The organism is Mesorhizobium sp. 2RAF45 (genome assembly GCF_052115225.1).
Lineage (GTDB): Bacteria > Pseudomonadota > Alphaproteobacteria > Rhizobiales > Rhizobiaceae > Mesorhizobium > Mesorhizobium jarvisii.
The window spans coordinates 259,644-282,264 of the sequence record NZ_JBFRGG010000006.1 but is presented as its reverse complement, the minus strand read 5'-3'; the positions used below and the strand labels follow the sequence as shown (position 1 = coordinate 282,264).

Annotated in this window: 22 protein-coding genes; 7 read left to right on the top strand and 15 right to left on the bottom strand. The window is 63.3% G+C overall.

The window, feature by feature from the left end; genetic code table 11:
* Positions 1–10: 10 nt before the first annotated feature.
* From AB4Z43_RS18965 to AB4Z43_RS18950, 4 genes are all read right to left on the bottom strand, one after another.
* Entirely contained in the window at positions 11–961 is a 951-nt protein-coding gene (locus tag AB4Z43_RS18965) for a c-type cytochrome (RefSeq protein WP_441938748.1), read from the bottom strand.
* Between the two features lie 9 nt (positions 962–970).
* A complete protein-coding gene (locus tag AB4Z43_RS18960; protein WP_038645548.1) occupies positions 971–1,408 on the bottom strand; it encodes a c-type cytochrome in 438 nt (145 codons plus the stop codon).
* A gap of 162 nt (positions 1,409–1,570) precedes the next feature.
* On the bottom strand, positions 1,571–2,170 hold the full coding sequence (locus tag AB4Z43_RS18955) for a superoxide dismutase (RefSeq protein WP_019857106.1): 600 nt from the start codon (positions 2,168–2,170) through the stop codon (positions 1,571–1,573).
* 178 nt (positions 2,171–2,348) lie between these two features.
* The gene (locus tag AB4Z43_RS18950) at positions 2,349–3,227 is read right to left on the bottom strand and encodes a branched-chain amino acid aminotransferase (protein ID WP_069091732.1); all 879 of its coding nucleotides are present in this window, start codon (positions 3,225–3,227) and stop codon (positions 2,349–2,351) included.
* A gap of 154 nt (positions 3,228–3,381) precedes the next feature.
* On the opposite strand from AB4Z43_RS18950, the gene AB4Z43_RS18945 reads away from it, so the two are divergent.
* On the top strand, positions 3,382–4,041 hold the full coding sequence (locus tag AB4Z43_RS18945; RefSeq protein WP_019857104.1) for a haloacid dehalogenase type II: 660 nt from the start codon (positions 3,382–3,384) through the stop codon (positions 4,039–4,041).
* A 173-nt stretch (positions 4,042–4,214) separates the two neighbouring features.
* Entirely contained in the window at positions 4,215–5,045 is an 831-nt protein-coding gene (locus AB4Z43_RS18940; RefSeq protein WP_019857103.1) for a L,D-transpeptidase, read from the top strand.
* An 85-nt stretch (positions 5,046–5,130) separates the two neighbouring features.
* Here the strand turns inward: AB4Z43_RS18940 and AB4Z43_RS18935 are convergent, their stop codons facing one another.
* The 7 genes from AB4Z43_RS18935 to AB4Z43_RS18905 all read right to left on the bottom strand — a co-directional run bounded on the left by AB4Z43_RS18935 (position 5,131) and on the right by AB4Z43_RS18905 (position 11,234).
* Entirely contained in the window at positions 5,131–5,943 is an 813-nt protein-coding gene (locus tag AB4Z43_RS18935) for a 3-methyl-2-oxobutanoate hydroxymethyltransferase (protein WP_441938718.1), read from the bottom strand.
* 9 nt (positions 5,944–5,952) lie between these two features.
* Positions 5,953–6,735 carry a TIM barrel protein gene (locus AB4Z43_RS18930; RefSeq protein ID WP_441938717.1) on the bottom strand — a complete coding sequence of 261 codons (783 nt, stop codon included), beginning with the start codon at positions 6,733–6,735 and terminating at the stop codon, positions 5,953–5,955.
* A 1-nt stretch (position 6,736) separates the two neighbouring features.
* Complete coding sequence (locus AB4Z43_RS18925; RefSeq protein WP_019857100.1) at positions 6,737–7,048, bottom strand: MocE family 2Fe-2S type ferredoxin; 312 nt, start codon at positions 7,046–7,048, stop codon at positions 6,737–6,739.
* 105 nt (positions 7,049–7,153) lie between these two features.
* The gene (locus AB4Z43_RS18920) at positions 7,154–7,978 is read right to left on the bottom strand and encodes an ATP-binding cassette domain-containing protein (protein ID WP_019857099.1); all 825 of its coding nucleotides are present in this window, start codon (positions 7,976–7,978) and stop codon (positions 7,154–7,156) included.
* Positions 7,975–8,979, bottom strand: a complete 1,005-nt coding sequence (locus AB4Z43_RS18915) for an ABC transporter permease (protein WP_441938747.1) — start codon at positions 8,977–8,979, stop codon at positions 7,975–7,977. The genes AB4Z43_RS18920 and AB4Z43_RS18915 overlap by 4 nt, the downstream gene beginning before the upstream one ends.
* Positions 8,980–9,134: 155 nt before the next feature.
* Positions 9,135–10,115, bottom strand: coding sequence for a sugar ABC transporter substrate-binding protein (locus tag AB4Z43_RS18910; protein ID WP_441938716.1), 981 nt, complete (start codon positions 10,113–10,115; stop codon positions 9,135–9,137).
* 111 nt (positions 10,116–10,226) lie between these two features.
* The gene (locus AB4Z43_RS18905; protein WP_441938715.1) at positions 10,227–11,234 is read right to left on the bottom strand and encodes a sterol desaturase family protein; all 1,008 of its coding nucleotides are present in this window, start codon (positions 11,232–11,234) and stop codon (positions 10,227–10,229) included.
* A 283-nt stretch (positions 11,235–11,517) separates the two neighbouring features.
* Here AB4Z43_RS18905 and AB4Z43_RS18900 point away from each other — a divergent pair, with 283 nt between their 5' ends.
* The gene (locus tag AB4Z43_RS18900; protein ID WP_038645533.1) at positions 11,518–12,555 is read left to right on the top strand and encodes a LacI family DNA-binding transcriptional regulator; all 1,038 of its coding nucleotides are present in this window, start codon (positions 11,518–11,520) and stop codon (positions 12,553–12,555) included.
* Positions 12,556–12,592: 37 nt separating this feature from the next.
* On the opposite strand, the gene AB4Z43_RS18895 is transcribed toward AB4Z43_RS18900, so the two are convergent.
* Positions 12,593–14,140 (bottom strand): helicase HerA-like C-terminal domain-containing protein, encoded by a 1,548-nt coding sequence (locus tag AB4Z43_RS18895; RefSeq protein WP_441938714.1) that lies wholly within the window; start codon positions 14,138–14,140, stop codon positions 12,593–12,595.
* Positions 14,141–14,447: 307 nt separating this feature from the next.
* Here AB4Z43_RS18895 and AB4Z43_RS18890 point away from each other — a divergent pair, with 307 nt between their 5' ends.
* From AB4Z43_RS18890 to AB4Z43_RS18880, 3 genes are read left to right on the top strand one after another with little or no spacing between them, the layout of a single operon-like run.
* Complete coding sequence (locus tag AB4Z43_RS18890) at positions 14,448–15,890, top strand: methylmalonyl-CoA mutase subunit beta (protein WP_441938713.1); 1,443 nt, start codon at positions 14,448–14,450, stop codon at positions 15,888–15,890.
* On the top strand, positions 15,887–18,007 hold the full coding sequence (gene scpA / locus AB4Z43_RS18885) for a methylmalonyl-CoA mutase (protein WP_441938712.1): 2,121 nt from the start codon (positions 15,887–15,889) through the stop codon (positions 18,005–18,007). The genes AB4Z43_RS18890 and scpA overlap by 4 nt, the downstream gene beginning before the upstream one ends.
* 38 nt (positions 18,008–18,045) lie before the next feature.
* Entirely contained in the window at positions 18,046–18,300 is a 255-nt protein-coding gene (locus AB4Z43_RS18880; RefSeq protein ID WP_240564685.1) for a hypothetical protein, read from the top strand.
* Between the two features lie 16 nt (positions 18,301–18,316).
* Here the strand turns inward: AB4Z43_RS18880 and greA are convergent, their stop codons facing one another.
* Positions 18,317–18,790 (bottom strand): transcription elongation factor GreA, encoded by a 474-nt coding sequence (greA, locus tag AB4Z43_RS18875; RefSeq protein WP_038645527.1) that lies wholly within the window; start codon positions 18,788–18,790, stop codon positions 18,317–18,319.
* Between the two features lie 108 nt (positions 18,791–18,898).
* Between greA and AB4Z43_RS18870 the strand changes: the two genes are divergently transcribed.
* Positions 18,899–20,275: a TIGR03808 family TAT-translocated repetitive protein gene (locus AB4Z43_RS18870; protein ID WP_038645525.1), complete on the top strand. Its 1,377-nt coding sequence runs from the start codon at positions 18,899–18,901 to the stop codon at positions 20,273–20,275.
* On the opposite strand, the gene AB4Z43_RS18865 is transcribed toward AB4Z43_RS18870, so the two are convergent.
* Together AB4Z43_RS18865 and AB4Z43_RS18860 are read right to left on the bottom strand one after the other, a co-directional pair.
* Positions 20,268–21,272 carry an asparaginase gene (locus AB4Z43_RS18865; protein ID WP_441938711.1) on the bottom strand — a complete coding sequence of 335 codons (1,005 nt, stop codon included), beginning with the start codon at positions 21,270–21,272 and terminating at the stop codon, positions 20,268–20,270. The two genes, AB4Z43_RS18870 and AB4Z43_RS18865, sit on opposite strands and share 8 nt — an antisense overlap.
* A 29-nt stretch (positions 21,273–21,301) precedes the next feature.
* Entirely contained in the window at positions 21,302–22,468 is a 1,167-nt protein-coding gene (locus AB4Z43_RS18860) for an acetyl-CoA acetyltransferase (RefSeq protein ID WP_027046640.1), read from the bottom strand.
* Positions 22,469–22,621: the final 153 nt, after the last annotated feature.

Below are 22,621 nucleotides of genomic sequence, written 5' to 3'. Positions count from 1 at the left end.
GCCTGAACGCTCAATTCGCAGCCTGCTTGCGCGCGGGATAGCCGTTCGGGTGCGGCGGCACAGCTTTGAGATAGGCGGCGATCGCAGCCCGGTCCCCTGCTGTCAGCTCGGCCATGTTGCGCTGGACGTCGACCATCGCGCCGCCAACGGAATCGAAATTGGGCGTGAAGCCGGTTTCGAGGTAGTTGGCGATGTCGGCTTCGGACCAGTCGGCGAGGCCGCCCTTGCCCGATGTGATGTTGGGCACGATGCCCGAGCCCTCGGCCGCCACGGCCCCCGCCAGCCATTCGCCTTTCTTCGTCCCCCCTGCGAAGTTACGCGGCGTGTGGCATTCGCCGCAGTGGCCCGGCCCCTCGACCAGATAGCGGCCGGACGCCACCGGATCGGGCGCGCCATCGGCCAAGGCAACAACAGGCTGGTCGCTGAGATAGAGGCGCTTCCACAAGCCGATGCCACGCCTGACGTTGAACGGGAACGCAAGCGAATTGCCCGGCGCCTTGCCGGCGACGGCGGGCAGCGTCTTCAGGAAGGCATAGAGATCGGCAACGTCCGACGGCTTCATGCGGGCGTAGGACGCGTAGGGAAAGGCCGGATAGAAATGCTCGCCGGACGGTGAAACGCCCTTGAGCATGGCGTTGGCAAGGTCCTCGACCGACCATGCACCGATGCCGTCCTTGGGGTCTTGCGAAATGTTGGGCGGGACAAAAGTGCCGAACGGCGTCTTGAGTTGAAGACCACCGACCAGTTGAAGCCGAGCATCGCCCTGCGAACCGGGCTTCGCGTGGCAGGAGGTGCAACCGCCGGCATAGAAAATGCGCTTGCCCTTGGTCGCGTCGCCCGGCCCGAGTTGCGCCAGGGCCGTCGCGTCCAGCTTGACCGGTGCCGACAGCAGCCAACCACCGGCCGCGCCGACGCTGCCCAGTATGAGGGCCGCGCCGACCAGCTTCTTCAGCCATGCCATGTCAGGCAATCAGCCCTTCTTGATCCTGTAACCCTGATGGCAGGCGCCGCAATCCGAACCGATGGCGCCGACTTGCGCTTTCAGCGCGTCGACATCGGCGGGAGCCGCCGCGACCGCGGCCTTGACGTTGGCGAGATACTTGTCCTCGGCGGCCTTGAAGCCGGCCGTGTCTTCCCAGATTTTCGGCCCCGCCGTGGTGTCGCCGGCATCGCTGCCTTTCGGGAACAAAGCGTCGACGTCGAACTTCTCGGCATTCACCTGCAGCGCCTGCAACTGCGTCAGCACGGCAGCGGCATCAAAGGAGTCCTCGCCCTTGGCAACTTTCGCCAAGCCGCCGACGATCTTTCCGCGTTCCTTCATCAGAGCCTGCCGGTCGATGATCGGATCGGCAAAGGCCGCCGAACCGGCGAAGGCGAGCATTGAGATGGCGATGACAAGCTTTCTCATTCATTTGGCTCCGTGATGAAGGGATTTGGGACACGACGTTAACGGATGCGGCGGACGGAATATTCCCTGTCCTCGGATGGTTTTTTCCGGGCCTTCGCAGCCACTGATATCGATACGGAAAAAGAAAGGCCCCGGGATTGCCGGGGCCTTTCTGACTGTCGATCACTTCGCCTTTTCGTAAAGTTCCAGCACATGATCCCAGTTGATTAGGCTGTCGACGAAGGCCTCGAGATATTTCGGGCGGGCGTTGCGGTAGTCGATGTAATAGGAGTGTTCCCAGACGTCGACACCGAGGATCGGCGAGGCGCCATGAACGAGCGGGTTTTCGCCGTTCGGGGTCTTCGAGATCGCCAGCTTGCCGTCCTTGACCGAAACCCAGGCCCAGCCCGAACCGAACTGCGTCGTGCCGGCGGCGACAAAATCAGCCTTGAACTTGTCGTAGCCGCCGAGATCGCTGTCGAAGGCCTTCTGCAGCGCGCCCGGCAGCTTGTTGCCGCCGCCGCCCTTCTTCATCCACTTCCAGAAATGGATGTGATTGTAGTGCTGCGCGGCATTGTTGAAGAGACCTGCATTCTTGCCGAACGACTGCTTGACCACCTCTTCGACCGACAGATCACCCATTCCGGCCTCGGCAGCCAGCTTGTTGCCATTGTCGACATAGGCCTTGTGATGCTTGTCGTGGTGATATTCCAGCGTCTCTTTCGACATGTAAGGCTGCAAGGCCTCATAGTCGTAGGGCAGAGCGGGCAATTCAAAAGCCATGGGTAGTACTCCCTCGTGGAAAAAATCCGGTATGGATACCGGATTAAGATAGGACTGGATTGAGCTGGAACAACTCCGGAAGTGAAGCGCCGGTTCCCTTTCTAAGCGGGTTCCGGAAAACTGTCACACGGTTTTCCTGCGGCCAAGCGCGCAGCGACAAAAAGGCCGAAGCGGCGCGTCAGCCGGCCGACGCCGAATGCGCCCAATCCCAATAGAGCTCGCGCGCCTTCTTGGCCACAGGGCCGGGTTGCAGATCGCGATCCTCGATGCGCGTGATCGGCACCACCTTGGAGTGGTTGCCGGTCGAGAAGATTTCGTCCGCTTCGAGGAAATCGCGCACCGACAGCGTCTTTTCCGTCGTCTTGAATCCGTACTCGCCCAGCAGCGTCATCGTGCGCGAGCGTGTGATGCCGGACAGGAAGGTGCCGTTCGGCGCCGGCGTCAGCACGTGGCCATCCTTGACCAGGAAGATGTTGGAGCTTCCGGTCTCTGCGACGTTGCCCAGCATGTCCAACACCAAAGCATTATCGAAGCCGCGCATCTTGGCTTCGAGGATGGCGCGGCCATTGTTGGGATAGAGGCACCCGGCCTTGGCGTTGGTCGGCATGGTTTCGATCGTCGGGCGCCGGAATGGCGATACCGTCACCGAAAACCCGGTCGGCGAGATCATCGGCGATTCATAAAGGCAGAGGCAAAAACGGGTCGAAGCAGGATCGGCCGGCACGCCCATGTAGCCGCCATGCTCGGCCCAGTACATCGGCCTGATATAGACCGCCGTCTTGCCGTCGAATTTCTTCAATCCGTCCCAGGTCAGCCCGACGATCTGTTCGGGCGACATGTTCGGCTTGAGGCCGAGCGCGATCGCCGAGGCGTTCACCCGCCTGGCATGCAGGTCGAGGTCGGGCGCCACGCCCTCGAACCAGCGCGCCCCGTCGAACACGCTGGTGCCGAGCCACATGGCGTGGCTGCGCGGGCCCAGAATGGCGACATTGCCCTCGTACCAGTCGCCGTCGACGAAAGTCCATGTCGCGGATTGCGCCGCTGCCGCCAGTGTCATCGCGTTATCCCATTCCGATCAATCTTGTGTGACAACATTGGATGATGCTTTGGCCGCTGCCGTCAACGGGCATCGGGGAGTTTTGTTGAGGCCAGCGGGGCCGCGATGCAATCAAGGCTTGCACCTTGCCCCGCCTCGCCTCAAAACTGTCGCCATGCAATACGCCGCCTATGTTTTCGACGCCTACGGCACGTTGTTCGACGTGCACGCCGCCGTGCGCCGGCATGCCGACCGGATCGGCCCGGACGGCCAGTTGCTGTCCGAAATCTGGCGCGCCAAACAGCTCGAATATTCCTGGGTGCGCTCGCTGATGGGCGCCTATGCCGATTTCTGGCAACTCACCGAACAGGCGCTCGACTTCGCCTTGCGCAAAGTCCCCTCCGCCGATCCCGGCCTTAGGACAAAACTGCTGGAAGCCTACTGGCGGCTGGACTGCTACCCGGAGGTACCGGCCGTGCTGAAGGCGCTCAAGGCCTCCGGAGCCAGGCTGGCGATCCTCTCCAACGGCTCGCCCGAAATGCTGGAAGCGGCGGTCAAATCGGCCGCGCTCGACCATGTTCTGGACGACATCTATTCGGTCGATACGGTACGGCGCTTCAAGACCGATCCGGCGGTCTACGACATGGTCGCCACCGGCTGGCGCCTCTATCCAGGCGCGGTGTCCTTCCAGTCCTCCAATCGCTGGGACATTGCCGGCGCCACCAAATTCGGCTTTCGCACCGTGTGGATCAACCGCTCCAACCAGCCCGAGGAATACCGGGACTTTCCGCCGGCCTTGATCCTGCCGACCCTCGAAGCGCTGGTCACCGCCTGAGCTGTCCAGCTGTGACCTTGGCGCAACAGTGGCGAGCAGTCACAGCTTCGCCTTTGTTTGTCCACGTTCGGGCCAGAATCGGAACCGCCTATCGCCTCAGGTGTTGTCAGGCACCCGCATAGCGGCAAGCGTATTCACGCTTTGTTGCAATTTGAGTCCTAAAGAAGGCAGCCATGTCCATAGCCGAAATCGAATCCTATCGCCTGAGCCGTCGCGGCTTCCTCAACGCCGCAGCATTGGGCGCCGCATCGATCGCGGTTTCCGCATGCGCCACCACCGGGCCAGGACCGGTCGAGCCTCCGCAGCCAACCTATGTCGAGCCGCCGCTCGCCGACTATGCGTCGATGTACGCGGCTGTCAGCGATGGCGGCTTCGACCTGCCGGCCATCCCCTTCGACAGGATCGATCCACAGTTCCTACGCCAGATCGTTCCCGATCCGACCGGGCAGAAGCCCGGAACGATCGTCGTCGATACGACAGGCCATTTCCTCTATCTGGTTCGTCCGGGTGGCCAGGCCATCCGCTATGGCGTCGGCCTCGGCCGCGCCGGCTTCGAATGGTCAGGCGACGCCGTCGTCCAGTGGAAGCAGAAGTGGCCGAAATGGACGCCGCCGGATGAGATGATCGCCCGCCAGCCGGAATTGAAGCCATACAGCGCCGACAATGGCGGCATGCCCGGCGGGCTGAAGAACCCGCTCGGTGCCCGCGCGCTCTATCTCTTCCAGGGCAATGTGGACACGCTCTATCGCCTGCACGGCTCGCCGGAATGGAAGTCGATCGGCAAATCGGTGTCGTCGGGCTGCGTGCGCCTGATGAACCAGGACATCATCGACCTCTACGACCGCGTGCCGTCGAAAACCCCTGTCATCGTGACCAGCGACGCCAGCCAGCCGATGGCGGCGGCAGCGACGGCCAACCACAAGGCCATCCCGATCGACGCCGGCGTGCCGGACGGATCGGTGCTGCTCGGACCGGTCAAGGCAGTGACGAACGCGATCTTCTGAGTTTGTCGATGGAGCGGCGGACAGTCGCCGCTCCTTCCATGCATGTCGGTGCCGCAGCCTAAAACGATTTCAAGGGCGGTATCCGTCAGAGGCCAAGCGGGGCCCTGAAGGCCGCGAGTTCTTCGTCGGCGATCGAGACGACGTGCTGCGGCTCGGGATAAGTGCCGGTCTTCACATCGGAGATGAACTCGCGATAGGCGGCGATGCGCTCGCGCTGCAGTCGCTCATACTCGGCGGCGAAGTTGCGGTAGGTCTTGGCGTGGCGTGGCTTGTGGCCTGAGGTGTGGCCGAGTACGTCCTCGCTGAACAAATACTGCGCATCGGCATGCGGTCCGGCGCCCATGCCAAGCATGATCATCGGCGTGCTTCTGGTGATCAGTTCGGCAATCCGGTCCGGCACCACTTCCAGCTCGGCGCCGAAGCAGCCGATGGTTTCAAGGCGCTTGACGTGATCCCACACCGCACGCGCGCTCTCGGCCGTCCTGCCGACGGCCTTGAAACCGCCGGTCCAGGTGCATTGCGAAGGGATCAGGCCGACATGGGCGACGACCGGCACGGCGTTGTCGCACAGCGTCTTCTGGATATCGAGCGAGGCGGCGCAGTAGAAGCAGTCGCCGCCGATGCGCATGAAATGGTAGGCGGTTTTCAGATAGTCCTCCGCCGTAACCAGATTGCCGGCTGGGCCGTAGGGAAGCCCGACCTGCACGAAGCAGCGGCCGGCCGCCTCGCGCATCTCGGGCGAGAAGAAGCGGCCCTCGATCGAAAGCATGTCGACGCCGGCCGCGTCGGCCGCCGCCGCCTCTTCGAGCGAGGTGACGTAGAGCATGGAAATCTTCTGCCCGCGGCCCTTCATGGCGCGGATGTCGGCGACGGTGGGCCGGGTATTTTTGCTGACCATTTTGTTCCCTCAGATGGTGAAAGCTTCGCGGAAGGCTTGCAGGGCGGCCTCAGGATCGCCTGAGGCGAACGCCTCCATGCCCACCGGCCCGCGGTAGCCCATGTCCCTCAGCGCATGGGCGATACCCCGGTAATTGATCTCGCCGCTGCCGGGCTCCATGCGTCCGGGGACGTCGGCCACCTGGACCTCGCCGATCCAGGGCAGGCAGGCGCGGCACAGCTCGATCAAATTCCCTTCGCCAATCTGCGCATGGTAGAGGTCGAGGTTGAGACGCAGACCGGGCCGGTTGACATCAGACACTAGCGCTAACGTGTCTTCCGCTCGTCCAAACGGCACGCCGGGATGGTCGACCGGCAGGTTCAAATTCTCCAGCGTGAAGGTCACGCCTTCCGCCTCGGCGAGGTCGGCGATGCGGTTCAGCGTGTCGCGCGCCTTGAGCCACATGGCACCGGTGACAGCCTCGCAAGGAGTGACCGGCAGGCCGCCTTCGCCGAGCCCCGTGCCGTGCAGATTGAGCCGCGCGACGCCGAGACGCTTGCCGACCGCCACCGTCTCCTTCGCCGTCTTCAACAGTTCGGCAGCGCCCTCGTCATCGGAAAGCCTGCCGCTGAGGTAGCCGTTCATGATCGAGAAGGTCGCGCCGGATCTTTCCAGCATCGCTAGGTCATGGTCCGGCCAGTTCCAGAGGCCGACCTGGAAGCCCAACTCGGTGAGGCGCTCGACGCGCCATTCCATCGGCCGGTCGCGCCACAGCATCTCGACACAGGCCGCAAGGGTGAAGGTATCGGACATGTCAGACCTCGATGTACACGCGGCCATCCTCGACCTTCGTGTTGTAGGTTTTCAGGTTCACGCAGACCGGTGCGCGCAGCGCTTCGCCGGTCCGGTAATCGAACACGCCGCTGTGCTTCGGGCATTCGATCCTGTGTTCCATAACCAGCCCATCGCTCAGATGCACCTTTTCATGCGTGCACAGCCCGTCGGTGCAAAAGAATGCATCGTCGGGGCTGTGGTAGATGGCGAATGTCCGGCCCTCGTGATCAAAGCGGATGACGTCCTCTTCGTCGATGTCATCGGTCGCGCACGCATCAATCCATTTTGCCATTGTCACTTTGCCGTCTGTTCTTTGGTTGGTCGAAAAGGCGGCCGGCGGGATCCCGCCGGCCGCACCGGAAGATGCCGGGGAGGAGGAGATGGGCACCTTCGCTGATCATACATGGCTCGCACCGCGCGGCGCATGCCCGTCATCAGCCGCCGAGAAGCTCTCGATCTCGGCTTCGAGCTCGGCCATTTGCTCGCCGCCCGCCATCAGGTCGGTGATCGCCTCGCGGCTTTTCTCGCCCTTACGGAAGTCGGCGGCCTTGGAGCCTCTGATGAGCACGGCGAAGTGATCGCCGACGGTCAGCGCATGGACGACATTGTGGGTGATGAAGATCACCGCGATGCCCTTGCGGCGCGCCTGGAGCACGATGCGCAGCACATGCGCCGCCTCCTTGACGCCGAGCGCCGCTGTCGGCTCGTCGAGGATCAGCACGCTGGCGCCGAAATGCACGGCGCGTGCGATCGCCAGCGCCTGGCGCTCGCCCCCGGACAGCCCGCCGACGAGGCGATCGCCGTCGTCGATCCGGGTGATGCCGAGCTGACGCATCTCGGTGACGGCGATCTCGTTGGCCCGCTTGCGGTCGTAGATGGTGAGCGGCCCCCAGCGCCGCGTCGGCTCGGCGCCAACGAAGAAGGACCGACCGATGCTCATTAGCGGGAACGTGCCGCCGAACTGGTGGACGGTGGCGATGCCATGGTCACTGGCATCGCGGGGGGTGTCGAAGGCGACCGATCTGCCGTCCATTTCCATCGTGCCCGATGTCGGGCGGTGGACGCCGGAGAGAATCTTGATCAGCGTAGACTTGCCGGCGCCGTTGTCGCCAAGCAGGCAAAGCACCTCGCCTCTGTAGACCTCGAGCGAGATGTCGTGGAGCACGTCGATCGGGCCGAACGACTTGTTGATTCCAGTCAGCCTGAGCAGAGGCGTGGTCATCGGCGTGCACTCAGTTTGGTGCGCGGCGCGTAGGTCAGGGCCATGGTGCGGAAGGTGTTGTTCATCAGCACGGCCGCCAGCAGCAGGACACCGATGATCAGGCTCGCCCAGTTGGCGTCGAAGCCGGTGTAGAAAATACCCTGGTTGACGATGGCGAAGGTCAGGGTGCCGAGCACGATGCCGACCACCGAACCGTAGCCACCGGTGAGCAGCACGCCGCCGATGACCACCGCGATGATCGAATTGAAAATGAAGGACTGCCCCGCGGCCACCTGGGCGCTGTTGTATAGGATGGCCTGCGACATGCCGACGAAGGAGGCGCACAGGCCGCTGCTCATGAACAGCGCTATGGTCACCTGGTCCGTCGGTATGCCGGCATTGCGAGCGCTGACGGCGTCACCGCCCATGGCCAGGATCCAGTTGCCGAACCGCGAGAAATTCAGGATGAAGCCGACGATCAGGATGGCGGCGATCCACCAGAACAGCGTCACCTCGAACTTGCCGCCGAGATAGTCGCCGAACAGGAGTTTGGCGATCGGCCCGCTCTTCAGCGCGACGCTGGTGCTGCCGGACAGGATGACCGAGAGGCCGAGTGTCAGGCCGGCCAACGCGAACAGCGTGGCCAAGGTGACGACGAAGGACGGCACCTTGGTGCGAATCACCAGCACGCCGTTGACGAAGCCGACGGCGAGCCCAAGGCCGAGCGCGGCGAGGATGCCAACGATGATCGGCAGGCCGTAATGGCCCGACAGGATGGCAATGGTCATCGAACTGGCGGGGACCATCGAACCGACGGAGAGATCGAGATTCCCGGCGATCATCAGCAACCCGATGGGAAGCGCGATGATGCCGAGTTCCGAGGCGACGTTGAGCCAGCTCGCGGCCCCCCCGGACGACATGAAGTTGGCGCCGCCGAAGATCGAGAAGAAAACCAGAACGGCGATCACGCCGATCAGCGAGCCGACTTCGGGCCGGCGTACGAGACTGCCGATCGAGGGCATCGAAGAGCGCTGAGAGAGCGGCGCGGTAGTTGCCGCGGCGAGTTGGTCGTGGGCTTGGGATGTCATCGAAATGTCCCTGGCTTGAACAATGGAGAGCCTGGCGCGGGGCAGATGATGTCCGGCCCTCGGATGGGCCGGACACCAATCCGCGCAAGCTAGCGAGCGCCGGCTGCGGCACCAGCCATTGTCGCGTCGACATTGGCAGCGTCGACGATCCCCGGTCCGGTCAGCACCGGCTTGGTCGGCAGGTCCAGCCCATAGTTGGCGAAGCCGTTCAGCAGCGAGACCGCGAGATAGCCCTGCAGATAAGGCTGCTGGTCGACCGCGAACATCTGCGTGCCGGCCTTGATGCGCTGCAGGCCGGTCTCATCCATGTCGAAGGAAGCGAGCTTCACCTTGTCGCCGGCATTGGCCTGGCTGATGGCGTTGGCTGCGCTGTTGGCATCGCCGGCGCTGATGGTGATGACGCCGTCGATGGTGTTGTCCTTCAGCAGGGCCGCCTTGATCGCCTCGGCGACCGCGGTCGGGTTGCCGAAGCTGGACGAGGGCAGCGGCAATTGGGTCGATTTGCCGCCGCTCTTGGTAATGGCGTCGGCAATGCCCTTGCAGCGGTCTTCGGTGTTGGTGGCACCCGGCAAAGTATTGACGCACAGCACGTTCTTGGAACCATGGCTGCCGTAGTAGGTGCCGCCGCCTAGACCTGCGGCGTATTCTTCATTGCCGACATAGTTCATGGCGCCGAGCCGCTTGGCCGCGTCCATGCCACCGGAATTGTAGATGATGAGCGGAACTCGGGCGGCAACGACCTCCTTGAAGGCGTCGTCCATGGCCTCCGGCACCCAGTCGGGGCCGACAATGGCGCTCGGCTTCTGGCTGAGCGCGGTGCGGATCAGCTTGGCCGCGTCGGGGCCGAGATTGTCGTAGTTCTGCGGGCCGAGCCAGGTCACCGAGCCGCCGGTCAGTTCGGCGACCTTGCCGGCGTCGTCGGCGCCCTTCTTGACCTTCGACCAGAACGGATCGTCCGCCTTGCCGCCTATGACGAAGATCTTCGCCCCGTCTGCCATTGCCGACGTAGCCGATGTTGCCGCCACGCCCGCAAGCATGATCGCCGTCAGCAGTTTCGTGATCGTTTTCATTTCATTCCTCCCGGTTGCCGTCGTCAGACGGATTAGAAAAACAGCTGCTTCGTCGCTCCATGCGCGCCTCTCTCCCGATTGCGCGTCACGAATGCTTCGCCTCGGTGTTGCTCACACCCTGGCGTTCATGCGTTCTTTCTTTTTCTGGAAGCGGGCGTCCATCATGGCTTCACCCTCTCGGGTGCCGTCGTGCCAGGTGCCGAACCACTTATCGAGAGGGATCAACCCGTCGCCGCCATAGTTCACCTCGAAATATTTGTGGTGCAGGTAATGTGTGTAGGCATGGCTGTTGACGGCCGTGTCCTTAGTCACTTCCAGCTTGTCGAAGCCGAGATGGCCATTGACGGCGCCGAAGCCAGCAACATGCAGCTGGAACAGCGCGACGATCGGATTGGACGGGATAACGAGGTGCCAGAAGGCGACCGCGTGGTAGAGGAACCCTTCCACCGGATGCATCGACAGCGACGACCAGGGCGACGGGTTGATCGAATTGTGATGGACCGAATGGATCCAGCGATAGAGCGGTCCCCAGTGGATCAGCCGGTGAATAAAGAAGAAATGCACCTCGTGGATGGCCGGCGCGATGAGCACCAGTGCGGCGAGGTACACCGGATGATCCTGCCAGCCGACCCACGGCACGTAGCCATTGGCAAAGCACCAAAGGAAGATGACTTCGACCACGGTCCATAGCGGAATGGTGATGAAGAACGAGCGCAGGAAATTGTCGAGGTTCTGGCTCTGGAACCAGAAGACGTCGGAGGGCGCATCGGCTGGGAATTTGTGGTTGTACTTGAAGCGTGTCGCCTGGGCGCGCTTGATGTAGTAGCGCAGCTCGAAGATGCCGTAGAAGACGAGGATCGCCGCCGCATTGACGGCATAGAGCCACAGTGCCCAGCCCCAACTGATCGTCTTCATCCTCTCTACGCCGGGGACGATATAGAACCAGTAGAGCAGCGCCGTGACCATGTGGAAGGCATTCCACGGCCAGATGTAGCCCGGCAACCACGCCAGGATCTTCGGCAGCCTGGGCGGCCAGTTCCATAACGGCGCGCCCTCGATGCGTCCGTTCGGCTTCCAGTCGCCGCGCTTGTCGCGCACGCCGTATTTGAGATCGTCCATGCAATTTCTCCACCCGCAATGCCGCACCCGCAACGCCTTGGGATGGGCCGCACGCGCGCGCTGCCTCACACCTGAGAGCGGTGGGCGAAAACCTGTCTGCGCTGTGCTGCTGCTATCCCTGGGCTGGCGGTGCGTCCGCCTTGCTTGCTTTTGACGAGATAAACATCTTGATCCAAAATGAATCAAGAATAGAATGTTTGTTCCAAATTGATTGTGTCATTCATATCAATCTCGCATGGACAATGATATTTTTGTATCAGATGCGACAGGCTGATGAGATAAAATGGATCAGGGCAAGCGGCCAACGATCAAGGATGTAGCCGCCGAGGCGAATGTTTCGGTGGCCACCGTCAACCGGGTGCTGAGCGGCTCGGGCGCCGTTCGCCAGGGCATGCGAGAGCGTGTCCGGCTGGCAGCCGAGCAAATCGGTTTCTACGGCATGGGCGCGCTGCGCAGCCGCGTGGCGGCCGCCCGGCCGCGCTACCGGTTCGGTTTCCTGCTGCACCAGCCCGGCCGCGCCTTCTACCGCAACATGGCCGAGGCGCTGCGCCTGGCAACCGAAGCGGTGCCCGATTGCGAGATCGAGCTGCGCACGGAGTTTCTGGACGATCTGTCACCGCAGAATGTCGCATCGCGGATGCTGGCGCTCGGCGCCGAATGCGACGCCGTTGGCGTCGTCGCCGCGGTTCATCCCCTCGTCACCCAGGCGGTGGACACATTGCATGCCCGCAACGTGCCGGTCTTTGCGCTGATCTCGCAGATTTCGGCGACCGGGCATGTGCGCTATATCGGACTGGACAATTGGAAAGTCGGGCGCACCGCGGCCTGGGTGTTCGAGCATGTCTGCCGCGCACCCGGCAAGCTCGGCATCCTTGTCGGCAACCACCGCTATCGCTGCCAGGAGATGAACGAGAGTGGCTTTCGCTCCTATTTTCGCGAGCACGCGCCTGGCTTCACGCTGCTCGAGCCGCTGCTGACTTTCGAATCCAGCGCCATTGCGCAGGAGATGACCGAAAAGCTGCTGAACGAAAATCCGGACCTGTCTGGGCTTTATGTCGCCGGGGGTGGCATCACCGGCACTATTGCGGCCCTACGCTCCACCGGCAGGGCCGGAAGCCTCGTTGTTGTCGGCTATGAACTGATGGAGTCGACCCGCCCGGCGCTGCTCGACGGCACCCTGACCTTCATCATCTCGCACCCCCTCGCCCGCATTGCGCAAGAGACCTTGGCCGGCATGATCCGCGCTGTCTCAACACCGAACGAAGGCGGGAATTTTACAAACATCCTGCCCTTCGAGATCTACACCCGCGAAAACATCTAGCAGGTTGCGCCCGACTTGCTACCGGCCCTGGCGCGGCTCAGCGGCCTCTCGACAGGCTCCCCAGGATCCCGCGCACGATGGCGCGTCCGACCGACGAGCCGACCGAGCGCACCACGGACTTGATCGCGGCCTCGGCCACAGTCTGGCGATTGGAAGGGCGCGGCGCCGGCGCGCGGCGGCCACCGGACGGCGGTGCGGGATCGTCATTGCCGAAGCCCGGTATGGTCCAGCGCGAGCCGCCTGTGCCTGCCTGCTGCGCCTGCTGCTCGGCGTCCTGTGCGTCCTTGGCCTTTTTCTGCAGCATCTCGAAGGCCGATTCGCGGTCGATGACCTGGTCGTACTGGCCAGTGACCGGACTTTCCGCGATCAGCTTTTGCCGCTCGGCGGGGGTTATGGGTCCAAGCCGCGAGGATGGCGGCCGGATCAGCGTACGCTGCACCATGGACGGCACGCCCTTGGCCTCCAGCGTCGAGACCAGCGCCTCACCGGTGGCGAGCTGGGTGATGGTGGTGGCGCAGTCGAAATCGGGATTGGGGCGGAACGTTTCTGCCGCTGTCCGAACCGCCTGCTGCTCACGCGGCGTATAGGCGCGCAACGCGTGCTGGACGCGGTTGCCGAGCTGGGCCAAGACCTTTTCCGGAATATCCAGGGGGTTCTGCGTGACGAAATAGACGCCGACGCCTTTCGAGCGGATCAGGCGGACCACCTGCTCGACGCGGTCGATCAGCACCTTCGGCGCCTCGTCAAACAGCAAATGCGCCTCGTCGAAGAAGAACACCAGCTTCGGCTGGTCGGGATCTCCGACCTCGGGCAGTTCCTCGAACAGCTCCGACATAAGCCAAAGCAGGAAGGTCGCGTAGAGGCGCGGATTCATCATCAGCTTGTCGGCGGCCAGCACGCTGACGGCGCCTCGGCCGTCACGCGTGGTGCGCATGATGTCGGAGATGCGCAGAGCCGGCTCGCCGAAGAAGTTGGCCGCGCCCTGTTGCTCCAGTACCAGCAGCGTGCGCTGGATGGCACCCACCGATGGCTTGGTGACATTGCCGTAGCGCGCGCTGATCTCCTCGGCCCGCTCGGCGATGTTGGCAAGCAAAGCCTGCAGGTCCTTGAGATCGAGAAGCAGCAGGCCCTCCTCGTCGGCAATGCGGAAGGCAATGTTCATGATGCCCTCCTGCGCGTCGGTCAGGTTCATCAGCCGCGACAGGAGAAGCGGTCCCATTTCAGAAATGGTCGCGCGGATGGGATGGCCCTGCTCTCCGAACAGGTCCCAGAAGATGACGGGGAATTCCTGGAAGTCGTAAGGGTCGAGTTTGACCTGCGCGGCCCGCTTGACCAGGAAATCCTGCGCCGTGCCCATCATCCCGATACCGGACAGGTCGCCCTTGATGTCGGCGCAAAACACCGGAACGCCGGCATTCGAAAAACCTTCAGCCAGGATCTGCAAGGTGACGGTCTTGCCGGTACCGGTGGCACCGGTCACCAGGCCATGGCGATTCCCATATTGCAGCAGCAACTGCTGAGGGCGCTGATAGCTGTCGTCGGACTTGCGGCTGGCGCCGATGAAAATACTGGTGTCGTCAGCCATATGTCCGGTCTCCGCAAACTGATAAGTCAAAAGCCAGCCTTTGCCCGAAGGTATAGTGAGGCTGTCGCACAGCGACAATGCCAATTGTCCAGAGCGGGGCCAATCGTCCCAATCAGGCCTGTCGCCGAAATCGGATTTTGGAACTTGCGGATTTTGCTGGTGTTTGGCAATCGTTCATGGTTCGTCCATGCAAGCCGACCTATATCTGATGGATCGAATTCAGGCTCGGGATGCGCATTGCGATAACCGACCGGGAACCGTAGAGTGAACCGCCCGGCTGGTGCGGCCATATGAACGAGGAAGATGGATGGGCGCCGGAGCCTTGACCAAGGATGTTGAACCAGTTGGCGCCGAGCGCCAGCGATGGCTGGCCCTGGCGGAAAAGGCACTGGCTGGCGCGTCCTTCGAGGAAAAGCTGGTTTCGCACACCGACGACGCCATCCGCATCGAGCCCCTTTATGACCGCGCGACCGGGGCCGAACCGCTCGTGCGCACGAATCCCCGATCGTCCTGGATCGTCAGCCAACGCGTCGACGACCCCAACGTCGATCGCGCCAAGGCCCAGGTTCTGGACGATATCGCGCAGGGTGCGACAGGACTGTCGCTCGTCTTCGAAGGCGCCCCGAACGCTTTCGGCTACGGTCTGCCGAGAACCGCTCAGGCGCTGGAAACGGTGCTGGAGGGCGTGCCTCTCAATCGGATCCAGATCCGCATCGACACGCACCCGTGGAGCCGCCCGATGGCCGACTGGCTGGTGGCGTTCCTGAGCAAGCGCCGCTCCGATCCGGCAAAGCTCAACCTGTCCTTCGGCATCGACCCGGCGGCGATCCTTGCCGGCACCGGCCGGCTGCGCATGTCGATCGAAGCGCTGCAGGAATCGATGCCCCAGTCGCTGGCGCACTTCTTCTCGATGGGCGTTCCCGGTGTGCTGCTGGAAGCGGACGGTCGCGTTTTCCACAATGCCGGCGCCACGGAAGCGCAGGAACTCGGCATCATGCTGGCTTCGGCGGTCTCGTATCTCAGAATGTTCGAGAAGGCGCGGCAGCCTCTTGTCTATGCCGCGCCGCATATCGGCTTTGCGCTCAGCGTCGACCAGGACCAGTTCCTCTCCATGGCCAAGGTGCGGGCCTTGCGCAGGCTGTGGGCACGCGTGCAGGAAACCTGCTCGATCCCCAACTCCACGGCCAACATCCATGCCGAAACGTCATTCCGCATGATGACGGCGCTGGATCCCGAAACCAACATCCTGCGCACGACGATCAGTTGCTTCGCCGCGGCGGCGGGTGGAGCCGATTCGATCTCCATCCTGCCGCATACGATCGCGCACGGCCTGCCGGCGCCTTTTGCCCGCCGCGTCGCGCGCAACGCCCAGCTGATCATGGCCAATGAAAGCCATGTCGATCATGTCGCCGATCCCGCCTATGGGTCCGGCGCGGTCGAAGCGCTGACGGCGGACCTTTGCGAAGCCGCGTGGGCGGAGCTGCAGGCGATCGAGGCCGAAGGAGGCGTATTGTCGAGCCTTCGGGACGGACACATCCAACAGCGCGTTCGCGCCGCCGCCGCCCGGCGCGACGCAGCCTTCAAGGCCGGTGAGCGGGCCATCATCGGCACCACACTCTATCCGCAGAAAGGTGAACGCCCGGTCGAGACGCTGGATGCGGAGGAGCGGCCTGCCTTCACCGAAGGCGTCGTGCTGTGCGAAGCGCTGTTCCCGGCCCGCATCGACCAATCCATCGAGGCTGCCTCTTGATCCCGGATTTCAGTCAGGTCGGCTGGGCGCCGCCGCGCCGCGCGTCGGTCGAGGTCAAGGGCCAGCGGGTGACGCCGGAAGGGCTTGTCGTCAAGCATCTGTACAATCAGGGCGACCTCAAGGGCCTGCCGCATCTCGACACCTATCCAGGCTTGCCGCCCTTCGTGCGCGGCCCCTACCCGACCATGTATGTCCAGCAGCCGTGGACGATCCGGCAATATGCTGGCTTCTCCACGGCCGAAGAGTCCAACGCCTTTTACCGGCGCAATCTTGCCGCCGGCCAGAAGGGCCTGTCGGTCGCCTTCGATCTCGCCACGCATCGCGGCTATGACAGCGACCACCCGCGCGTTGCCGGCGATGTCGGCATGGCGGGTGTCGCCATCGATTCCATCCTCGACATGCGGCAGCTCTTCGACGGCATTCCGCTCGGCGACATGACGGTGTCGATGACGATGAACGGCGCGGTGCTGCCGATCATGGCGCTTTACATCGTCGCGGCGGAAGAACAGGGCGTCGCGCAGAAGGATCTGGCAGGCACCATTCAGAACGACATTCTGAAGGAGTTCATGGTCCGCAACACATACATCTACCCGCCAAAACCCTCGATGCGGATCGTGTCGGACATCTTCTCCTACACCGCGAAGAACATGCCGAAGTTCAATTCGATATCGATCTCCGGCTATCACATGCAGGAAGCCGGTGCGACAGCCGACCTGGAGCTCGCCTATACGATCGCCGACGGCATCGAATATGCCCGCGCCGGCGTCGCGGCGGGCCTCGACATCGACCGCTTCGCGCCGCGCCTGTCCTTCTTCTGGGCGATCGGCATGAACTTCTTCATGGAAGTGGCCAAGCTCCGGGCCGCGCGGCTGCTGTGGGCGACGCTGATGAAGAAGAATTTTGCGCCGAAGGACGAACGCTCGCTGTCGCTGCGCACCCATTGCCAGACGTCCGGCTGGTCGCTGACGGCGCAGGATCCTTATAACAACATCATCCGCACCATGATCGAGGCGATGGCGGCGACCCAGGGGCATACCCAGTCGCTGCACACCAACTCCTTCGACGAGGCGATGGCGCTGCCGACCGATCATTCGGCGCGCATCGCCCGCAACACGCAGCTCATCCTGCAGAAGGAATCCGGCACCACGCGCATCATCGACCCGTGGGGCGGCTCGGCCTATCTCGAACGGCTGACCCACGATCTCGCGGCGCGCGCGCTGAGCCATATCGAAGAGGTCGAGGCTCTCGGCGGCATGGCCGCCGCGACCGAACAAGGCATTCCCAAGCTGCGCATCGAGGAAGCGGCGGCGCGCACGCAGGCGCGCATCGATTCCGGCGAGCAGATGCTGGTCGGCGTCAATGCGCATCGCCCCGAGACCGACATCGAGGTCGATGTGCTCAAGATCGACAATGCCGAGGTCAGGGCCCGGCAATTGTCGAAGCTGCAACGGCTGAAGGGCACGCGCGATGTCGCGGCGGTGGAAAGCGCGCTCGATGCGCTGACCCGCGCCGCGCAAGGCAATGAGAACCTTCTGGAGTTCGCCATCCGCGCCGCGCAGGCCAATGCGACAGTCGGAGAGATCTCGTTTGCGCTCGAAAGAGCCTTTGGCCGCCACGTCGCTACGGTGCAGACCATTTCCGGCGTCTATCGCAAGGCGCTTGGCGACAGCCCCGTGGTCGCCGGGCTGCAGGACAAGATTAGCGCTTTCGAGAAGAAAAACGGCGGCAAGCCGCGCATCCTCGTTGCCAAGATGGGACAGGATGGCCACGACCGTGGGCAAAAGGTGATCGCCACCGCCTTCGCCGATCTCGGCTTCGACGTCACCGTCGGCGCGATGTTCCAGACGCCGGAAGAGATCGCCAAACTGGCGGTCCAGCATAACGTCCATATCATCGGCGCCTCATCGCTGGCGGCGGGACACCTGACGCTGATCCCCGAATTGCGCGACGCGCTGAAAAAGCTCGGCCACGGCGACATGCTGATCGTGGCCGGCGGCGTCATCCCGCCGCAGGACTACGAGGCCGTGCTGCAAGCCGGCGCGGCGGAAATCTTCCCGCCGGGCACGGTTATTCCGGAAGCGGCGGACCGGCTGATGGACCGGCTGCTGGCGGGCTGAGCAAAACATTCTGTATTGCTGGAAAAGGTTGTGCCAAAATGACAGACGCAACCACGGGCAACGGCAATGAAGACTCTCATCCACAAGCTCGACGACGGATCAGGCGCCTTGATCTTGCCACGGGAAATGCTCCACGCCCTGAAGCTGCAAGTGGCGATCAACTTCAGATCATCGAAACCGATGACGGCGTCATTCTAAGACCGGTAGAGAGCAACGACGTCGGACGGCAGATGCGCGCTGCTCGTGATGTCATGGACAAGTATGAGGTCGCATTGCAAGGGCTGGCCAAATAGGGAAACCCAACTGGCGTCAGCTGTCCGAGAGCTTGACGATTTCCCATTCCTTGCCGTTGACCGCGGCCACGTCGCCGACCTTCTTGCCGAACAGGGCGACGGCCATCGGCGAAACATGCGAAATGCTGCCCTTGGTGGGATCGGCCTCGTCCTCGCCGACGATCTTCCAATGCACCTTCTTGCCATCATCGGCTTCCAGCGTGACCCCCATGCCGAAGCGGACGACGTCGCTGCCGGGCTCCGGCACGGACAGTTCGGCGTTTTCGCGCCGCGCCGTCCAGTAGCGCAGATCGCGTGACACCACCGCGATGCGCTCGCGGTCTGCCTTCCTCTCGGCTTTCGCCAGAACGTCGCGCAGATCGGCCAGATTCTCCTCGATCTGCGCCAGGCCGCGTTCCGTCACAAGGTTGCGGTGCGTGCTGATCGGCCGCTCGCCGACGCCGGCAATGGCATTCTCGCTGTCTTCTTCGCGGGTAAAAGCTCTGCTCATTGCCTGAACCTAGGCCTCGAGCGGCTGCTCGACAAGTCATTGTGAAAAGGAACGGAACGTTTGGCACGATTCCTGCGACGTCAGGTTGAACGCTGGGATTCTGTGCCGATGTTGAACAGACGAACGCTGCTAACCGGAACCGCCGGCTTTGCCGTTGTGGGCCTTGCGCTCGGCAAAGCGGCGGCCGCCGGCCTGACCGGTATCGAAAAAGCCTCGATGCGCGGTTCCATCAATGCCACCGAGCTCGGCGTACAGCCCGGCACGTTCGACGACCAGAGCAAGGCTTTCGCCAAGCTGCTGCGCGACGCGAACAGCCGGGACATGCCGGTGTTCCTGCCGGCGGGCACCTATGTGGTGTCCAATCTCTCGCTGCCCGGCCGCGTGCGCCTTTCCGGCGTGCCGGGCGCGACGCGGATCGTCTATGGCGGCGACGGCCATCTCTTCATGGCCGAACAGGCCGACCATATCGAACTGAGCGGGCTGGTCTTCGACGGTTCGAACCGCTCGATGGGCGACTATACGCAAGGGCTGCTCGATCTGCGCCGGGTCGGCCATCTCGTCGTCGACAATTGCCAGATAACCGGCAGCGGCAAGAACGGGCTGGCGCTGGAACATGCGACAGGCCGCATCGAACGCTCCGACATATCGGGCGCGGCGGACGCCGGCATCTATTCGGTCGAGGCCGCCGGACTGACGATATCAGGCAACACGGTCTCCGACTGCGCCAATGGCGGCATCCTCGTGCATCGCTGGCAGGCGGCCGAAGACGGCACGATGGTGACCGGCAACCGTGTCGAACGCATCGGCGCGCGCAGCGGCGGGACCGGCCAGAACGGCAATGGCATCAACGCCTTCCGCGCCGGCAACGTCATCATTTCGGGCAATGTCGTCTCGGATTGCGCTTTTTCGGCGATCCGCGCCAACAGCTCCAGCAATTTGCAGATTTCCGGCAATACCTGTTCGCGCTCGGGCGAGACCGCGGTCTATTCCGAATTTTCGTTCGAGGGTGCGGTCATCAGCAACAACATCGTCGATGGCGCGGCCAACGGCATCTCGATCGTCAACTTCAACGAAGGCGGCCGCATGGGTGTCTGCTCCGGCAACATCGTGCGCAATCTGTCGACCAGCGGCCCCTACACAGCCGATCCGCCCGGCTTCGGCGTCGGCATCGGCGTCGAGGCAGACACCATCGCTTCCAACAACGTCATCGAGAACGCGCCGCTCTACGGCATGTCGATCGGCTGGGGACCGTATCTGCGCAATGTCGTGGCCACCGGCAACATCATCCGAAAGGCCGGCACAGGCATCGTCGTCAGCGTGGTCGAGGGTGCCGGCACGGCCGTCATCTCCGACAACGTCATCGACGGCGCGGTGAACGGCGCCGTCATCGGCCAGCGCTGGGCCGAGCCGGTAACAGCCGACCTGACCCAGTTAAGCAGCAGCGGTTTTGCGCATTTGACCGTTGAGCGCAACCGCGTCAGTTGAGGGCGGCAGTCGGCCTCACCGCGCCTACCTTGGCTCCGATCCGGCTTTGGATCGGCGCGTTTGCCAGTTCAGTGAGCTTCGCCGCCAGGGCCTGGTCCGCGCGCAGCAGCTTGGCGAGGACGGCGGCGACCATGGCTTCACTGGCGCGGTGGGCGCCATCATCGCATTTGAGCGCGATACCGAGGCCAAGCTCCGGAATTGCGGCACAATGGACACCTTCGGCGCCGCCTTTCGCAAAGATCCGCCCAGGTGCTGCTTCCATCAGCGCGACGTCTTCGCGGCCGGTGCCGGCGACAAAGAACGGTTCTGCCATACAGGCCGCCAGCAGCCGCTTTGCCGCCTTGGCCCGCTCGGGGCCGAAGCCATTTGTCGTGGCCATGCGGGCAAAGCCGAGCGCGAAGCTCCTGAGCGGCACCGCATAGGTCGGGATCGAGCAGCCGTCGGTCGCCCGCTCATCAGCGCCATGGACGGCACCTGTGACCGACTGCATCGCGTCGCGCACCATCTCTTGCAGTGCGTGCCCCGCCTTGACGTAGCCACTGTGCGCAATGCCGGAATGGACGCAGGTGCAGAGGAAGCCGGAATGTTTTCCTGAACAGTTGTTGTGCAGCGCATTCGGAGAACCGCCGGCACGCGCGAGTGCGATCTCGGCGGCATGGTTCGAGGGCCAGTGTGCGCCGCATTCGAGCGCGGACCCGTCGAGCCCGGCCCTGGCCAGCATGGACCGCGCCAGTTCGACATGCTCCGGTTCGCCCGAATGGGAGGCGCAGGCCAGCGCCAGCTCACGGTTGCCGAAGCCATAGGCGTCGGCAGCACCGGTTTCCACCAGCGGCAAGGCCTGGATTGCCTTGACCGCCGAGCGCGGGAACACCGGCTTCGAGGTGTCGCCAATCTCCAGGACCGGTTTGCCGTCGGCATCGAAGACCGCGACAGTGCCGCGATGCGCGCTCTCGACGATCGCGCCGCGCAGAACCTCGATCAGAACCGGATTTGCCATGCCACCTCCCACGAATGTTGGGGGGCGGTTTACCTGATCCGGTCCAGAATGGAAACGTAGTTGGCGACCGCGGCCCCACCCATGTTGAAGATGCCGCCAAGCTTCGCACCCGGCACCTGGATGCCGCCGGCTTCGCCGACAAGCTGCATGGCGGTCAAGACATGCATGGAGACACCGGTGGCGCCGATCGGGTGGCCCTTGGCCTTCAGCCCGCCGGAGGGATTGACCGGCAGGCGGCCGTCCTTGGCCGTCGTGCCATCAAGCGCCAGCTTCGCGCCCTCGCCGGGCTTGGCCAGGCCCATCGCCTCGTATTCGATCAGTTCGGCAATGGTGAAGCAGTCATGCGTCTCGACAAAAGACAGGTCGTTGAGCGTCACGCCGGCGTTCTTCAGCGCGCGGGTCCAGGCCTGCTCGCAGCCCTCGAAAGCCAGGATATCGCGCTTCGACATCGGCAGGAAATCCTGCACATGTTCATTGGCCCTGAAGGCAACTGCGCGGCGCATCTTCAGCGCAGTGGCCGTATCGGCGAGGATAAGAGCGGCGGCGCCGTCGGAGACCAGCGAGCAGTCGGTGCGCTTGAGAGGACCGGCGACGAAGGGGTTCTTCTCGCTCTCCTGCCGGCAGAAATCATAGCCGAAATCCTTGCGCATCTGCGCATAGGGATTGTCGACGCCGTTCTTGTGGTTCTTGGCGGCGATCATGGCGAGCGCATCGGACTGGTCGCCATAACGCTGGAAATAGGCCTGTGCGATCTTGCCGAAGACACCGGCGAAGCCAGCGGGTGTCTCGCCGTCTTCAGGCAGATAGGATGCTTTCAGCAGGTTCTTGCCGATCTCGGGTCCGGGCGTCGTCGTCATCTGCTCGGCGCCGACCACCAGCACGATGCGGGCAGCGTTGGCGTCGATTGCACGGATGCCTTGCCGGACCGCCGCCGATCCCGTCGCGCAAGCATTCTCGACTCGCGTTGCCGGCTTGAAGCGCAGCCGGTCGTCGGCCTGCAGCACCAGGCTCGCGGTGAAATCCTGCGCAGAGAAGCCGGCGTTGAAATGGCCAAGCACGATCTCGTCGACCTCGTCCGGACCGATGCCGGCATGGTCGAGCGCATCCGTCGCGACCTTGACGATCAGGTTTTCGAGCGTCTCGCCCTCAAGCTTGCCGAAGCGCGAATGCGCCCAGCCAACGATGCATGCGGTCATGGCGGTCTCCATCCTTGGCGCCAGCCTAGCATACCGGGCTCATGGCGCACTTCGCCTTTATTGTTCAAAGATAAACATTCTCGTCCACACGTGAAGGGCCGGAACAGGATAATCGCTTGGTACAGGTCGCGCTCACGTCGATTTTTTGTTGAT

What these genes read in the sequence shown, in the direction of transcription:
- greA (WP_038645527.1), bottom strand. Translation starts at nt 18,790, where the DNA reads ATGAGCAGAGCTTTTACCCGCGAAGAAGACAGCGAGAATGCCATTGCC.
- AB4Z43_RS18925 (WP_019857100.1), bottom strand. Translation starts at nt 7,048, where the DNA reads ATGGCAAAATGGATTGATGCGTGCGCGACCGATGACATCGACGAAGAG.
- AB4Z43_RS18910 (WP_441938716.1), bottom strand. Translation starts at nt 10,115, where the DNA reads ATGAAAACGATCACGAAACTGCTGACGGCGATCATGCTTGCGGGCGTG.
- AB4Z43_RS18880 (WP_240564685.1), top strand. Translation starts at nt 18,046, where the DNA reads ATGACAGACGCAACCACGGGCAACGGCAATGAAGACTCTCATCCACAA.
- AB4Z43_RS18895 (WP_441938714.1), bottom strand. Translation starts at nt 14,140, where the DNA reads ATGGCTGACGACACCAGTATTTTCATCGGCGCCAGCCGCAAGTCCGAC.
- AB4Z43_RS18900 (WP_038645533.1), top strand. Translation starts at nt 11,518, where the DNA reads ATGGATCAGGGCAAGCGGCCAACGATCAAGGATGTAGCCGCCGAGGCG.
- AB4Z43_RS18860 (WP_027046640.1), bottom strand. Translation starts at nt 22,468, where the DNA reads ATGACCGCATGCATCGTTGGCTGGGCGCATTCGCGCTTCGGCAAGCTT.
- AB4Z43_RS18935 (WP_441938718.1), bottom strand. Translation starts at nt 5,943, where the DNA reads ATGGTCAGCAAAAATACCCGGCCCACCGTCGCCGACATCCGCGCCATG.
- AB4Z43_RS18955 (WP_019857106.1), bottom strand. Translation starts at nt 2,170, where the DNA reads ATGGCTTTTGAATTGCCCGCTCTGCCCTACGACTATGAGGCCTTGCAG.
- AB4Z43_RS18950 (WP_069091732.1), bottom strand. Translation starts at nt 3,227, where the DNA reads ATGACACTGGCGGCAGCGGCGCAATCCGCGACATGGACTTTCGTCGAC.
- AB4Z43_RS18890 (WP_441938713.1), top strand. Translation starts at nt 14,448, where the DNA reads ATGGGCGCCGGAGCCTTGACCAAGGATGTTGAACCAGTTGGCGCCGAG.
- AB4Z43_RS18865 (WP_441938711.1), bottom strand. Translation starts at nt 21,272, where the DNA reads ATGGCAAATCCGGTTCTGATCGAGGTTCTGCGCGGCGCGATCGTCGAG.
- AB4Z43_RS18920 (WP_019857099.1), bottom strand. Translation starts at nt 7,978, where the DNA reads ATGACCACGCCTCTGCTCAGGCTGACTGGAATCAACAAGTCGTTCGGC.
- AB4Z43_RS18940 (WP_019857103.1), top strand. Translation starts at nt 4,215, where the DNA reads ATGTCCATAGCCGAAATCGAATCCTATCGCCTGAGCCGTCGCGGCTTC.
- AB4Z43_RS18960 (WP_038645548.1), bottom strand. Translation starts at nt 1,408, where the DNA reads ATGAGAAAGCTTGTCATCGCCATCTCAATGCTCGCCTTCGCCGGTTCG.
- AB4Z43_RS18945 (WP_019857104.1), top strand. Translation starts at nt 3,382, where the DNA reads ATGCAATACGCCGCCTATGTTTTCGACGCCTACGGCACGTTGTTCGAC.
- AB4Z43_RS18915 (WP_441938747.1), bottom strand. Translation starts at nt 8,979, where the DNA reads ATGCCCTCGATCGGCAGTCTCGTACGCCGGCCCGAAGTCGGCTCGCTG.
- AB4Z43_RS18930 (WP_441938717.1), bottom strand. Translation starts at nt 6,735, where the DNA reads ATGTCCGATACCTTCACCCTTGCGGCCTGTGTCGAGATGCTGTGGCGC.
- AB4Z43_RS18965 (WP_441938748.1), bottom strand. Translation starts at nt 961, where the DNA reads ATGGCATGGCTGAAGAAGCTGGTCGGCGCGGCCCTCATACTGGGCAGC.
- AB4Z43_RS18905 (WP_441938715.1), bottom strand. Translation starts at nt 11,234, where the DNA reads ATGGACGATCTCAAATACGGCGTGCGCGACAAGCGCGGCGACTGGAAG.
- AB4Z43_RS18870 (WP_038645525.1), top strand. Translation starts at nt 18,899, where the DNA reads ATGTTGAACAGACGAACGCTGCTAACCGGAACCGCCGGCTTTGCCGTT.